The 13,093-nt window shown below is 64.7% G+C and carries 12 protein-coding genes; 7 read left to right on the top strand and 5 right to left on the bottom strand.

Going from position 1 to position 13,093, the window contains the following annotated elements:
• Window positions 1-15: 15 nt before the first annotated feature.
• Together BI49514_RS02825 and BI49514_RS02820 are read right to left on the bottom strand one after the other, a co-directional pair.
• Entirely contained in the window at window positions 16-369 is a 354-nt protein-coding gene (locus tag BI49514_RS02825; protein WP_025778316.1) for a HesB/IscA family protein, read from the bottom strand.
• A gap of 79 nt (window positions 370-448) precedes the next feature.
• Window positions 449-1,825, bottom strand: a complete 1,377-nt coding sequence (locus tag BI49514_RS02820) for a dipeptidase (RefSeq protein ID WP_101544133.1) — start codon at window positions 1,823-1,825, stop codon at window positions 449-451.
• A gap of 23 nt (window positions 1,826-1,848) precedes the next feature.
• On the opposite strand from BI49514_RS02820, the gene BI49514_RS02815 reads away from it, so the two are divergent.
• Window positions 1,849-2,460: a DUF3043 domain-containing protein gene (locus BI49514_RS02815; protein WP_101544131.1), complete on the top strand. Its 612-nt coding sequence runs from the start codon at window positions 1,849-1,851 to the stop codon at window positions 2,458-2,460.
• Here BI49514_RS02815 and BI49514_RS02810 read toward each other — a convergent pair.
• Entirely contained in the window at window positions 2,435-3,541 is a 1,107-nt protein-coding gene (locus BI49514_RS02810; RefSeq protein ID WP_101544129.1) for a quinone-dependent dihydroorotate dehydrogenase, read from the bottom strand. The two genes, BI49514_RS02815 and BI49514_RS02810, sit on opposite strands and share 26 nt — an antisense overlap.
• Before the next feature lie 122 nt (window positions 3,542-3,663).
• On the opposite strand from BI49514_RS02810, the gene BI49514_RS02805 reads away from it, so the two are divergent.
• From BI49514_RS02805 to sucB, 3 genes are all read left to right on the top strand, one after another.
• Window positions 3,664-5,139 (top strand): leucyl aminopeptidase, encoded by a 1,476-nt coding sequence (locus BI49514_RS02805; RefSeq protein WP_101544127.1) that lies wholly within the window; start codon window positions 3,664-3,666, stop codon window positions 5,137-5,139.
• A gap of 153 nt (window positions 5,140-5,292) precedes the next feature.
• Window positions 5,293-6,681 (top strand): dihydrolipoyl dehydrogenase, encoded by a 1,389-nt coding sequence (gene lpdA, locus BI49514_RS02800; protein ID WP_101544125.1) that lies wholly within the window; start codon window positions 5,293-5,295, stop codon window positions 6,679-6,681.
• Between the two features lie 21 nt (window positions 6,682-6,702).
• Complete coding sequence (sucB, locus tag BI49514_RS02795; protein WP_101544122.1) at window positions 6,703-8,589, top strand: 2-oxoglutarate dehydrogenase, E2 component, dihydrolipoamide succinyltransferase; 1,887 nt, start codon at window positions 6,703-6,705, stop codon at window positions 8,587-8,589.
• Between the two features lie 63 nt (window positions 8,590-8,652).
• Here the strand turns inward: sucB and BI49514_RS02790 are convergent, their stop codons facing one another.
• On the bottom strand, window positions 8,653-10,068 hold the full coding sequence (locus BI49514_RS02790; protein WP_101544121.1) for a hypothetical protein: 1,416 nt from the start codon (window positions 10,066-10,068) through the stop codon (window positions 8,653-8,655).
• A gap of 158 nt (window positions 10,069-10,226) precedes the next feature.
• On the opposite strand from BI49514_RS02790, the gene lipB reads away from it, so the two are divergent.
• The 3 genes from lipB to BI49514_RS02775 all read left to right on the top strand — a co-directional run bounded on the left by lipB (window position 10,227) and on the right by BI49514_RS02775 (window position 12,729).
• Complete coding sequence (gene lipB, locus BI49514_RS02785; protein ID WP_101544119.1) at window positions 10,227-10,865, top strand: lipoyl(octanoyl) transferase LipB; 639 nt, start codon at window positions 10,227-10,229, stop codon at window positions 10,863-10,865.
• A gap of 10 nt (window positions 10,866-10,875) precedes the next feature.
• A complete protein-coding gene (gene lipA, locus BI49514_RS02780) occupies window positions 10,876-11,928 on the top strand; it encodes a lipoyl synthase (RefSeq protein WP_101544117.1) in 1,053 nt (350 codons plus the stop codon).
• 63 nt (window positions 11,929-11,991) lie between these two features.
• The gene (locus BI49514_RS02775; RefSeq protein WP_101544115.1) at window positions 11,992-12,729 is read left to right on the top strand and encodes a DUF4191 domain-containing protein; all 738 of its coding nucleotides are present in this window, start codon (window positions 11,992-11,994) and stop codon (window positions 12,727-12,729) included.
• Between the two features lie 171 nt (window positions 12,730-12,900).
• Here BI49514_RS02775 and BI49514_RS02770 read toward each other — a convergent pair.
• A partial coding sequence (locus tag BI49514_RS02770) for an IS3 family transposase (RefSeq protein WP_145996175.1) occupies window positions 12,901-13,093 on the bottom strand: 193 nt, incomplete at its 5' end.

The following is a 13,093-nucleotide window of genomic DNA, read 5'->3' as shown; positions in this document are numbered from 1 at the left end:
CTCAGCCGAGGCTGATCAGTGGAACGAATCTCCGCAGGCGCAGGATCCGCCAGCGTTGGGATTGTCGATGGTGAAGCCCTGCTTCTCGATGGTGTCGGAGAAGTCGATGGTCGACCCACTCAGGTAGGGAACGCTCATTCGGTCGACGATGACCTCGACGCCGTCGAAGTCGCGGACGGCGTCCCCGTCGAGGAAGCGCTCATCGAAGTAGAGCTGGTAGATCAGTCCGGAGCATCCGCCGGGCTGGACAGCCACGCGCAGGCGCAGGTCGTCACGACCTTCCTGCTCCAGCAGGCTGCGGACCTTGTCGGCAGCGGTCGACGACAGCTCCACCTCGTGGGTGGCTTCGGCTTTTTCGGTCACAGTCATGGTTACTCCTTCTCGCGTTCCTGACCCCAGGCTACACCGCTCACAACATCGGTGCCCGGTAAGCTATTCCCCGTTTCTGTCATGATCGGTCGCCGAGGCGCTGCAGCAGCAGTGCTTCGGCGACGATCGCGGCCTTGAAATCGGGCAGGTAGAGCGATTCGTTGGCGCTGTGGGCCCTGGCGTCGGGATCTTCGACGCCCGTGACGAGGACCGAAGCGCCGGGAAACACCTCGAGCAGATCGGCGATGAAGGGGATCGATCCGCCGATGCCCATCGTCACCGCTTCGGTGCCCCAAGCGTCAGTGAGCGCCTGGCGGGCGGTCCGGACCGCGGGGTCGTTCTCATCGGCCTGCCAGGGGCTTCCGCCCTCGGTCTCCCCGATGCTCAGCTGTGCCCCGAAGGGCAGATTCGCGCGCAGGTGCTCTTCGACGGCCTTGACCGCCGAGGCGGGGGTGTCCCCGGGCGCGAGTCGGATCGAGAGCTTGGCCTTCAGAGAGGACTGCAGGGTATTCGAGGAGACCGCCACATCGGGAATGTCGAGACCGATGACGGTGACCGACGGCTGGGTCCACAGACGGGAGGCCAGGGTGCCCGTGCCGATGAGCTCGGTTTCCGCGAGCACCCCGGAATCGGCGCGCAGAGTCGTCTCGTCGAAGTCGATGGACGTCTTTGTGCTCGAGTGCAGGCCGGCGACCGCGACGGAGCCGTTGTCGTCATGGAGGGTGGCCAGCAGCTTCGTCATCGCGAGCATCGCATCCGGTGCCACTCCCCCGTACATTCCCGAATGCACAGCATGGTCGAGGGTGGAGACCTCGAATTCGACGGCGCACATTCCGCGCAGGCTCGTCGTCAGGGCCGGAGTGCCCGCGGCCCAGTTGCCCGAATCGGCGACGACGATGACATCGGCGCGCAGACGGTCCCGGTAGGTCTCGAGGAAATTGCGAAAGCTCGGGCTGCCGGATTCTTCCTCACCTTCGAAGAAGAGGGTCACACCCACTCCGAGGCGGTCAGCCAGCAGACGCAGAGCCGTGAGATGGACCATGATCCCGGCCTTGTCGTCGGCGGCGCCGCGGCCGTAGAGACGGTCGCCCTTCCGGGTGGCGACGAAGGGTTCGGTGTCCCAATCCTCGGCGCGTCCGGGCGGCTGCACATCGTGATGGGCGTACAGGAGGACGGTCGGGGCGCCCTCCGGCGCCAGCACGGAGGCGACGACGGCCGGGTACCCCTCGGTGCCGTCCGACTGTTTCGCGGTGAGGACCTCCGTCTCGAGGCCGAGCTGACGCGCCAGGCCCGCGACCGCCTCGGCGCTGGCCGTGACATTCCCGGCGTCGAAGCTCGGCCAGGCGACGGAGGGGATGGCGACGAGATCCGTGAGATTGCCGAGGACCTCGTCGAAGATGGTGTCCAGTTCGGCGTGCAATTGTGCGCTGTCAAGTGCTGAAGTCGATTCGCTCATTCTCCAAAGGTAGCATTCATCTCGTGTTCGGAAGCAAAAAATCTCGCGCGGAGGACGAAACCTCCGCCTCTCAGCCAGTCCATGACGACCTCTCCGCAGAAGCCGACGCCCGTCGCGAAGCGGAGGCGAAGAAGGGACGGCCCACGCCCAAGCGCAGCCAACAGGAGTCTGCGCGCCGTCAGCCTTTGGTGAACAAGGATCGCAAGGTTGCGAACAGACGAGCCAAGGAGCAGCAGCGGCAGGAGCGCGACCGCGCACGCATCGGCATGATGAACGGCGAAGAGAAATACCTCACCCGCCGTGACAAGGGCCCGCAGCGACGGTACATCCGCGACTACATCGATGCCCGCTTCTCGATCGGCGAGATCTTCATCCCTGCCGCGATCCTCATCCTCGTCATCGCGTTCACGCAGCCGGTGCAGATCCAGCAGTACTTCACCTACGCCGTCTGGAGTCTCATCGCACTGATCGTCCTCGACGGGTTCGTGCTCAACTACATCCTCAAGAACCGACTGCGCAACAAGTTCGGCGAGGTCGAACGGGGCATCACCTTCTACGCAGTCATGCGCAGCATCCAGCTGCGTCCGCTGCGCATGCCCAAGCCTCAGGTCAAGCGCCGCCAGTACCCCGAGTGAGCAGTCGGCTCGACTCGAGGCCGCGTGCGATGCGGCCGGGGAAGAACGGACCGGAGTAGATCATCTCCGAATAGAACTGAACCAGATCGGCGCCCGCGGCCACTCGAGCCCGGGCGTCTTTCGCATCCGCGACACCGCCGACGGAGATGACGGTGAGCTCGTCGCCTACGTGCTTCTGGACCAGACGCAGCACCTCGAGGGAGCGTTCGGCCACGGGGCGTCCGGAGATGCCGCCTGCCTGACCTTCGGCGAATTCCGCCTCGGCATCGGTCAGCACACCGCGATCGATCGTCGAGTTCGTCGTGATGAGTCCGTCGACGCCGGTGCGCAGAGCGAGGTCGCAGATCTCGATCACATCCTCGTCGGCGAGATCCGGGGCGATCTTGACCAGCAGGGGCACATGACCCAGCGTCGACCGCGGGCGCTCGACCACCTCGGCGGCCGTGTCGCGGACGGCGGTGATGATCGGCTCCAAGCTGCCCACGGACTGCAGGTCCCGCAGTCCGGGTGTGTTCGGTGAGCTGACATTGATGACGAGATAGTCGGCCAAGGGAGCCAGCGCACGAGTCGAGGCGGCGTAGTCGGCTACCGCATCGGCCGCCTCGACGACCTTCGTCTTGCCGATGTTGATGCCCACGATCGGACGCAGCCGCTGCGGGAGAGATTCGATCTTCCTCCGTTCGGCGGCGATGTTGAACGACGCCTGCCGGGCTCCGTCGTTGTTGAACCCCATCCGATTGAGCAGGGCGAGATTCTTCCGCAGACGGAATAACCTCGGACGATCATTGCCCGGCTGCGCATGGGCGGTGATCGTCCCGACCTCGATATGTCCGAAGCCCAACGACGACAGAGCACGGACCCCCACACCGTTCTTATCGAACCCCGCGGCCAGACCCACTCGGTTGGGGAAGGGCAGTCCCATCACCTGAGCGGGCCGGACGGTGCCGCGGGCACAGACGACGCGGAGCAGGCGACCGAGCAGAGGAGTGGAGTCAAGAAGGCGCAGCGCGGAGAACGAAAGGTGATGGGCCCGTTCGGCATCCATGGGAACGAAGAGGAGTCTGAAGATCAATGAGTACACGCACCTAAGAATATGTCAGAGTCCCTCATCGCTTCAGCAGGCGCGCGACTCACTGCTTCAGCAAGTCGGGGTGTTTGGCATTAGGATCGAATCAACGTTCAAAGACGACTGAAAGGGAACTCATGGCTGGTGCATCCACCCTCAGCAGCTACTCCACGACCTCACCGGTGAAGGCCACCGCCTCTGTTCTGGTGCTGGCGGCAGCGGACTCGACGGTCCTCGGTCTCGAAGGGGCGAAGGCGGCGAAGACCGCCCTCGACGAAACCGCTCGCGCCATCGGGTTCAGCGGAAAGGCCGGATCCACCGCTCGTGTTCCCGCTCCGAAGGGTGTCGCCGCCGACTCCGTCCTGCTCGTGGGACTCGGCGACTTCGATCCCGATGACTCCGAGGTCGCCGCAGCTGCTGAATCGCTGCGTCGCGGCGCGGGGGCGGCGCTGCGCGCACTCGACGGTGCCGAGTCGATCGCTCTGGCTCTGCCAGCCGCCACTCCGACCGAGGTCGAAGCGATCACGGTGGGTGCGGGACTCGGAACCTACCGTTTCCTCGACTACCGCAGCGAAGCCGGGACTCCGGGCGAGATCACCGTCATCGGCCCCAAGGGCAAGACCTTCGCCGCGGCCCATGACGCCGGTGAGGTGATCGCGGCTGCGACGAACAGAGCTCGCGATCTCGTCAACACTCCCCCACTGGATCTCTACCCGGAGTCCTACGCCGAGATCGTCAAGGACCAGGCCAAGGACCGCAAGCTCAAGGTCACAGTGCTCGGCGAGAAGGAGCTCAAGGCCGGAGGCTACGGCGGAATCATCGGCGTCGGCCAGGGTTCGACCCGCGGGCCCCGCCTCGTCAAGGTCGAATACGCACCTCGCGGCGCCAAGCGCCATCTCAGCTTCGTCGGCAAGGGAATCACCTTCGACTCCGGCGGCATCTCACTCAAACCGGCGAAGAGCATGGAGGACATGAAGTCCGATATGGCCGGTTCCGCGGCCGTCGTACAGGCGCTCTTCGGCATCGCCGACCTCAAGCTCCCGGTGCGTGTCACCGCGTGGCTGCCGATGGCGGAGAACATGCCCGGATCTTCGGCACAGCGCCCCAGCGACGTGCTGAAGATGCGCAGCGGCAAGACCGTCGAGGTCACGAACACCGACGCCGAGGGCCGACTCGTCCTCGCCGATGCGCTCACCGACGCCGGTGCGGAGAACCCGGATCTGCTCATCGATGTGGCCACACTCACCGGTGCTCAGATCGTCGCACTCGGCGAACGCACCTCCGGTGTCATGGGCTCCGAGGCCGCACGGGCAGAGGTCATCGCCTCGGCGTCCGTGGCCGGTGAGCAGATGTGGGCGATGCCGATCCCCGAGGAGATGCTCTCCGGATTCGACTCCACCGCCGCCGATCTCACGAACTCAGGACCGCGCCCCGGCGGCATGCTCGCCGCTGCGGCGTTCCTGCGTGAGTTCGTCGGAGAGGATGCGAACTGGGCGCATATCGACATCGCCGGACCGAGCTTCAACGGTTCAGCACCCTTCGGCTACACACCGAAGGCCGCGACCGGAGCCGCGGTGCGCACCCTCATCGAAATCGCGAAGGCGAAGGCCTGAGCCCGTTGGTTCTACACGCTGTCGAGGTGAACGTGATGATGCCCACCTGTGTCCAATCAGACAGCGTTTTTCTTCGCCCCGCGCAAGAAAAGTGGAAAGATAAGACTGAAAGCTGCGTACTGCAGGCTTATTCACAGCTACGAGGAGAAATCCGTGAGTGACGAATTGACCTACGACCTTGTCGTTCTGGGTGGCGGAACCGGTGGCTATGCCGCTGCTCTGCGAGCCGCAGAGCTCGACATGAAGGTCGCTTTGATCGAACGCGACAAGGTGGGAGGCACCTGCCTGCACCGTGGCTGCGTGCCGACGAAGGCTCTTCTGCACGCCGCAGAAGTCGCCGACACCGCCAAGAACTCCGAGACCTTCGGCATCGAAGCCGAGTTCAAGGGGATCGACATCGCCAAGGTGCTCGAGTACAAGGACGGGGTCATCACCCGCAACTACAAGGGTCTTCAGGGTCTGGTCAAGGCTCGCGGAATCGACACCTACTTCGGCACCGGCAAGCTCGTCGGCAAAGACACTGTCGAGGTCACCGGCGAAGACGGCAACCACACCGTCAAGGGCACGAACGTTCTGCTCTCGACCGGTTCGACATCGAAGACCATCGGACTCGAGGTCACCGACCGCGTGATCACGAGCACCGAGGCTCTCGAGCTCGACAAGGTCCCGAGCTCGGCCATCGTGCTCGGCGGCGGCGTCATCGGCGTCGAGTTCGCCAGCGTCTGGAACTCCTTCGGAGCTGACGTCACGATCGTCGAGGGCCTCAAGCACCTCGTTGCCAACGAAGACGAGACCATCTCGAAGAACCTCGAGCGCGCCTTCAAGAAGCGCAAGATCAAGTTCAAGCTCGGCGTCATGTTCAAGGGCGTCGAAGAGACTGCCGACGGGGTCAAGGTCACTCTCGAAGACGGTTCGACGCTCGAGGCGGAGTATCTTCTCGTGGCCGTCGGCCGCGGCCCGGTCACCGAGGGCTTCGGCTTCGAAGAGCAGGGTATCCCGATGGATCGCGGATTCGTCCTCGCCAACGAACGTCTCCACACCGGCGTCGGCAACATCTACGCCTGCGGCGATATCGTCCCCGGACTCCAACTGGCCCACCGCGCCTTCGGCCAGGGCATCTTCATCGCCGAGGAGATCGCCGGACTCAACCCGGCACCGGTCGTCGAATCCGGCATCCCCCGCGTGACCTACTGCGAACCGGAGATCTTCTCCGTCGGACTCTCCTCCGCACAGGCGGAAGAGAAGTACGGCAAGGATCAGGTCGAGACCCTCGAGTACAACCTCGGCGGCAACGGCAAGTCCGTGATCCTGAACACGACAGGTCTGATCAAGGTCGTCCGGGAAAAGGACGGTCCGGTCGTGGGCGTGCACGGTATCGGCGCGCGTCTGTCAGAGCAGGCCGGTGAAGCTCAGCTCATCGTCAATTGGGAAGCATTCCCCGAGGAAGTCGCGCAGCTCATCCACGCGCACCCCACGCAGAACGAAGCACTCGGCGAGGCCCACCTGGCTCTGGCCGGCAAACCCCTGCACTTCCACTCATAAGATCCGAGGAGACGAATACTCATGTCGAATTCCGTTCAGATGCCGGCTCTCGGAGAGTCGGTCACCGAGGGCACTGTCACTCGCTGGCTCAAGGAAGTGGGCGAAGAAGTCGAGGTAGACGAGCCGTTGCTCGAGGTGTCGACCGACAAGGTCGACACTGAGATCCCCAGCCCGTATGCCGGCACCCTCGAGAAGATCCTGGCCGAAGAAGATGACGTGGTCGAGGTCGGCGGCGACCTCGCCTACATCGGCGACGGCAGCGGCGCTTCATCCGACGAGGAGGAACCCGCCGAGGAGCCTGCTGAGGCTCCGACCGAAGAAGCCCCTGCTGAAGAGGCTCCGGCCGAGGAAGCCCCTGCTGAAGAGGCTCCCGCTGACGAAGCACCGGCAGCCGATGAGGCACCGGCGGAGGAGTCAGCACCTGCCGCTTCGGATTCCGGATCCTCCGAAGGCACCGAGATCACGATGCCCGCGCTCGGCGAATCCGTCACCGAGGGCACCGTGACCCGCTGGCTCAAGGAGGTCGGTGAAGAGGTCGAGGTCGACGAACCGCTCCTCGAGGTCTCCACCGACAAGGTCGACACCGAGGTCCCCTCCCCCGTTGCCGGAGTCGTTCAGGCTCACCTGGCGGACGAGGACGACACCGTCGAGGTCGGCGCGCCTCTGGCCCGCATCGGTTCCGGTGCCCCGGCCGAATCCGCACCGGCCGAGGAAGCGCCCAGGGAAGAGGCCCCTGCCGAGGAAGCTCCGAAGGAGGAAGCCCCTGCCGAGGAAGCTCCGAAGGAGGAAGCCCCCGCCGAAGAGGCTCCGGAACAGGAAGCCCCCAAGGAGGAGGCGCCGAAGCAGGAGTCGGCTCCCAAGCCGGCCGCAGACGCGTCGGCGCAGTCGGCTTCTGCCGCTCAGGCCGAAGAGCCGGTGGAGGCCGCTGCACAGGCACCTGCCGCCGCCGACACCGTCGGCGAGAACGCTGCCTACGTCACTCCCCTCGTGCGCCGTCTGGCCCGCGAGAAGGGTGTCGACCTCTCGCAGGTCACCGGCACCGGAGTGGGCGGACGCATCCGCAAGCAGGATGTCGAGTCGGCCGCGAAGAACGGCCCTGCTGCCGCTCAAGCGGCAGACGCGGGCGCATCGGCCGGAGCTCCGAAGGCTCCGTTCAAGGTTGAGATCCCCGAGGAGGCTGCGAAGCTGCGCGGCACCACGGAGAAGGCTTCGCGTATCCGCCAGACCATCGCCAAGCGCATGAGCGAGTCCCTCGACGTCTCCGCTCAGCTCACGCAGGTCGTCGAAGTGGATATGTCTCGCGTCGTCAAACTGCGCAAGGCCAACAAGGAGGCATTCCAGGCCAAGCACGGTTCGAAGCTGACCTACCTGCCGTTCTTCGCCAAGGCCATCGTCGAAGCGCTTCAGGTGCACCCGAAGGTCAACGCCCAGTACGATCTCGAGTCGCAGCAGATCACCTACTTCGATCACGAGCACCTGGCCGTCGCGGTCGACACCCCGCGCGGACTGCTCGTGCCCGTGATCAAGGATGCCGGTGACCTCAGCGTCGCAGGTCTGTCGAAGGCCATCGACGATGTCGCTGACCGGACCCGCAACAACAAGATCATGCCGGACGAGCTGTCGGGCGGAACCTTCACGGTGACCAACATCGGTTCCGTCGGGGCACTGTTCGACACGCCGATCATCAACCAGCCGCAGATGGGCATCATCGGCACGGGCGCGATCGTCCGCCGTCCCATCGCCGTGAAGACGGCCGACGGTGATGAGGCGATCGCCATCCGCGACATGGTGTACCTGCCGTTGACCTACAACCACCAGCTGGTCGACGGTGCGGATGCAGGACGATTCCTGCAGACCATCAAGGCGCGTCTGGAAGAAGGCAACTTCGAGGCCGATCTCGACCTCTGAGCCTGACCGACCGACACACCTTTTTCGAGGGGCCGACCATTCGTGGTCGGCCCCTCGGGCCATTCACCGCGTCGTCGCCTCCCGGACCTCCGCTACGAGCCAGGCCCCCTCGACTCTGTGCAGTTCGAATTCGACGGTCTGCTCGGCGAACTCCACCAGGTCGGCCCCGGTGCCTCCGCTCGACCTCATGAGCGCCGAGGCGACCACCCGGTCATCGTCGGCGGCGACGATCTCCACGCCCTCGACATCGATCGCATAGTCGGAGTCGGCATACGCCGAAAGATCGATGAGCTCATCGGCTGCTGCGGCGGCCGACTCGGGCACCGTAAGCGCCTTCAGAGCCGCCTCGTCGCGATTGCTGAGAGCTGCTGCGCGGGACTCACACAGTTTCTCGAGGACGGCGGTCACGTCGTCTGCGCTCGGCGTCGACGTCGCTTCGGGTGACAGGTCCGCCCTCTCGGCGGACGACGCCTCTTCTCCGCTCACGGCCGCGGTGGACGACCATGAGGACCAGACGACTATTCCGCCGAGTACCGTCAGGCACACGGTGACCCCGATGAGCAGAGTGCTGCGCCCGAACGCCCGCTGCAGGTCCACCGCGAGCAGGCGGGTCCACAGGGAGTCCACGGGGTCCAGCAGCGATGTCATCAATACCCTTCGGCCAACTGCGCGCCTGCGTTCGCGTCTCGAACGTCGCGAGCTCTTCGCCTCGGCGCGCAGCGGAGTCACTCCGCCCCCGCGCAGAGGAGGAGCCGATGCGCTGAGCGCCGAATCGATGTCCTCCTCGGATCGCCGGTGCGGTCTGAGCCCGGTTGCCGCGCGCAGTCGAGCTGTGAGCGCCGATTCCGGCGACGTTCCGCTCTCGGCAGGCACCAGCGGCAGCGCAGCGGGACAGTCGAGTGTACGAAGGGAATCGGCCGCCTCGGCGAGAGCGCCGCCCAAGCCGATATCGGACGCCGCATCGTCCAAGAGACCTGCGACGAGCGATCGCAGAGCCGACGATGACTCAGACAGCGCGAGTTCGACGGGAAGCAGCACCTCGGCCCACGGCCGCCCGTAGACGGCGTGATAGATCATCTCTCCCACCGCGCGGCGCGGTGTCGTCGCCATGGGCGCCGAGACTCCGGGAATGATGACCGGTCGACCGTGGGCGTCGAGGGAGAACGCGGAAAGAGTGAGCCGATCCTCTGGTCGTGTGCACGTCGTGAGCTCCTCGACGATGCCCAGGAACAGGGTGCACAGCTCGGCCTCGGTCAGTCCCTGGTAGGCGCGGATCACGTCGAGGACGAGCCCACCGGGCGAAGCGGGGACGATGAGAAGCGAACGGGCGCCGATCGGAAGCGCCACCTCGGTGAGCGCGAGAACACGGGGATCGTCGGCATCGAAATCATTGTGCACGACGCCCCACGCACTGCGACCGTCTGAATCGACGACGCGATGGATATCATCCGCGATCGTTGCTTGGAATTCCCATGTCATGGTTCGTCATCTCCGTTGATGATGATCAGTCGCGTTTAGTGTTGTTTAATGATGCTAGCCGACGTCGCTATGTGTCAAGGGCCACAGCGTCGTTGGCGGCCCCCAGATGTGATTGGAAACAAATTGAACACTGGGGACAAGAGTCATAGTGTGGAGCCATGCCCCTGGCCACAGAAACGCTCGGGTTCGCCCCTGTCCTCTCGGACTATCGGCAGACTTGGGAATTGCAGAAGAGATACCACGCCGAAGTGCTCGCAGGTGACCGTCGATCGACGATCCTGCTCCTCGAGCATTCCCCGGTCTATACGGCCGGCAAGCGCACCGAAGACTTCGAACGACCGACCGACGGCACCGATGTCATCGACGTCGACCGCGGCGGGAAGATCACCTGGCACGGGCCCGGACAGCTGGTCGCCTACTTCATCTACAAACTCAACGACCCCAAAGAGGTCCGACTCTTCGTGTCCCAACTCGAGGACGCGATGATCCGACTGCTCTCCGAATACGAGATCGAGGCGACCACGATCGAGGGCCGTGCCGGTGTCTGGCTGCGCGGCGACGAACTCCGTCGTGACCGCAAGATCGGCGCTATCGGCATCCGCATCCACGAAGGCGTGACGATGCACGGCCTGGCCCTCAACTGCAGCAACGACCTCGGCGCCTATGAGTCCATCATCCCGTGTGGGATCACAGACGCCGACACCACGTCCATCAGTGCTGAGCTCGGTCGCACGGTCACTCCCGAAGATGTGGCGCAGCGACTCGACGAAATCCTGCACGAGACCATCACCGCTTAGGAGAACTCAGATGACGATCGCACCAGAGGGCCGCCGCATGCTCCGCGTCGAAGCCCGCAACTCCGAGACTCCCATCGAGGACAAGCCGGCCTGGATCAAGGCGAAGGCCCATATCGGCCCCGAGTACACCGCCCTGAAGTCGCTCGTGCGCAAGCAGGAGCTGCACACGGTCTGCGAAGAGGCAGGCTGCCCGAATATCTTCGAATGCTGGGAAGATCGCGAAGCGACCTTCCTCATCGGCGGCGAACAGTGCACCCGGCGCTGTGACTTCTGCCAGATCGATACCGGCCGACCGGCCGAATTCGACGCTGACGAACCTCGCCGCGTGGCCGCCTCGGTGGCGGAGATGGGTCTGCGCTATTCGACTATCACCGGTGTGGCACGAGACGACCTCGAAGACGGCGGCGCCTGGCTCTATGCCGAGACCGTGCGCCAGATCCACGACCTCTCGTATGTCGACGGTCGCGGCACCGGCGTCGAGCTGCTCATCCCCGATTTCAATGCCAAGCCGGATCAGCTCGCCGAGGTGTTCTCCTCCCGCCCCGAGGTGCTCGCGCACAATGTCGAGACGGTTCCGCGCATCTTCAAGCGCATCCGTCCCGCATTCCGCTACGAACGGTCGCTGTCGGTGATCACCCAGGCCCGCGAGGCTGGTCTGGTCACGAAATCGAACCTCATCCTCGGGATGGGCGAGACGAACGACGAGATCATCTCCGCGCTGCAGGACCTCCACGATGCCGGATGCGACCTCATCACCATCACTCAGTACCTGCGTCCCTCTCCCCGGCACCATCCCGTCACCCGGTGGGTCAAGCCCGCCGATTTCGTGATGCTGCGCGATGCCGCAGAGGAGATCGGCTTCCTCGGTGTCATGTCGGGTCCGCTCGTGCGCTCGTCGTACCGTGCCGGCCGCCTATGGGCCACCGCCATGCGTCGCCGCGGAGAGGCGATCCCCTCGCATCTGGCGCACCTGGACAAGCACACCCCCGCCAGGCAGGAGGCACAGGCCGTTGTGGATACCTTCGGCCCCGGCGAAGAGGTAGACTTGACTGCTGAGCAATGAGCGTCGGCCTCCCCCTGATTTCCGGAGGCGACGCCGCAACGCCCCTCAAGAGCAAGTGAGAGAATGAGCGAAGAACCGCGTAAGGGACTCTTCCGGCGCAAGCCAAAGGATCCGAACAAGAAGCCCGGCCGACTGGCGCAGATGCGTCAGGTCTATGAGCTGTCCGCCAAACACAACAAAGCGACCCCGTGGCTGCTGGCTGCGGCGATCCTCGGGTGCACGCTCATCGGTCTGCTGATCGGTCTGCTCATCGGCGGCACCACCGCGATCTTCACGACGATCCTCGGCTTCATGGTCGGTCTGCTGCTGGGGATGTTGATGCTCGGCCGCTTCGCCGAGACCGCCGCTTTCGCTCAGATGGACGGACAGCCGGGAGCCTTCGGCGCCGTTCTCAACACGGCCCGCCGCGGCTACCTGATGGATGAGAAGCCCATCGCCGTCGATCCGAAGAGCCGCGACCTCGTGTTCCGGTCGACCGGTCGCGCCGGCGTCGTGCTGCTGAGCGAAGGTCCGAAGGGACGCAGTGCGAAGCTGCTGGCCAAGGAGAAGAAGCGCCACGAACGCATCCTCCCCAATGTTCCGGTCCACACCTTCCAGGGCGGCAAAGAAGAGGGCCAGCTCGCGATGAAGCAGGTCGTCCCGGCCGTGCAGAAGCTGCCGCGCAAGCTCAACCGCGCCGAGGTCCTGGCCGTGCGCAACCGTCTGGCTGCTCTCGGGACGCAGGGCACACGCCCGCCGATCCCGAAGGGCATCGACCCGAACAAGGCCCGCCCGAACCACAAGGCGATGCGCGGACGCTGACCCGCAGCCCCTCAGCGAAGGCACGAGCCCATCAGTCGAGGCAAGGAAAAGCGGCGCCGACTCCCCCGAGTCGGCGCCGCTTCCCATTCCCGCCCATTCCCCTAATTGCTACCTGACGGCGGCCCAGCAACCTCGCGTGGACTGGTCCCCAAAAGTTGGACTGCTGTGAGGTCAGCATAGTTCGTAAATAGGCTCACCATCCTTGGCGGTCTTGCTTCGATATTCCATCGGGGCAAGGCCGCCAAGTCGTGACGAGATCCGTTCGTAGTTATACCAATGAATGTACTCATCGATCGCGGCCTTGAGGTCCTCGACCGTGTCGAATTTCTGCAGATAGAACATCTCGGACTTCAACTGCCCGAAG

Origin of the sequence: Brevibacterium iodinum ATCC 49514, from assembly GCF_900169265.1 — a bacterium.
GTDB lineage: Bacteria > Actinomycetota > Actinomycetes > Actinomycetales > Brevibacteriaceae > Brevibacterium > Brevibacterium iodinum.
Note: the sequence above shows the minus strand (reverse complement) of the source record. Positions and strands in the feature narration are given on the sequence as shown.